The sequence below is a fragment of the Streptococcus sp. GMD6S genome (genome assembly GCF_000297015.1).
Genome location: NZ_AJRH01000203.1, coordinates 1 through 846, shown reverse-complemented (window position 1 = coordinate 846; position 846 = coordinate 1). Strand labels below are relative to the sequence as shown.

1 protein-coding gene is annotated in these 846 nt (G+C 44.3%); it reads right to left on the bottom strand.

Annotated elements, in window-relative coordinates; genetic code table 11:
* Window positions 1-49 precede the first annotated feature (49 nt).
* Window positions 50-814 carry an amino acid ABC transporter ATP-binding protein gene (locus GMD6S_RS09680; RefSeq protein ID WP_000942251.1) on the bottom strand — a complete coding sequence of 255 codons (765 nt, stop codon included), beginning with the start codon at window positions 812-814 and terminating at the stop codon, window positions 50-52.
* Between the last annotated feature and the right edge of the window lie 32 nt (window positions 815-846).

Below are 846 nucleotides of genomic sequence, written 5' to 3'. Positions count from 1 at the left end.
AGAAGAATCTTCTAGTCATGGGGTGTTGTTTTTATGATACACTTAGCTATCAAATCATATATTCTACACTATAGCTAGCGTCTGATAAGATACGAGCCAGGAACTGCTTGGTTCGTTCTTCTTGTGGACGACTAAAGAAATCGTGGGGATTGTTCTCCTCTACGATACGGCCTCCATCCATGAAAATAACGTGGTTAGCGACATCTCTAGCAAATCCCATCTCATGCGTGACGACCACCATGGTCACACCTTCTCCCGCCAACTGTTTCAGAACATCCAAAACATCTCCAACCAACTCAGGGTCTAGTGCTGATGTTGGTTCATCTAGCAAAATGACCTCGGGTTTGACGGCAATAGCACGCGCAATTCCTATTCGTTGTTGTTGCCCTCCAGATAGCTGAGAAGGGTAGTAGTCTTTGTAGGCCAGTAAACCAACTTTTTCCAAGGCAGATTCTGCACGTTTGAGCGCTTCTTCCTTGGGTACTTTACGAGCTACGATTAGGCCTTCTAGAATATTTTCCAGAGCAGTTTTGTTTGCAAAGAGATTGTAGTGTTGGAAAACAAAGGCTGTTTTTTGGCGAATTTCTAGAATGTCTTTCTTGCTTAATTTGGCTAAGTCATAAGTTTTTCCTGCCAAGGTCAAACGGCCACTGTCAGCTTTTTCTAAGTGGTTGAGACAACGGAGAAAGGTCGTTTTCCCCGAACCTGATGGTCCTAAGATAACGACGACATCCCCTTGGTTGACCTGGAGATTGACATCCTCCAGGACCTGTCTCTCACCAAATGTTTTTGCGATATGTTCTACTTGTAACATCCTGTCCTCCTATACAAAACGCGCGCTAGATG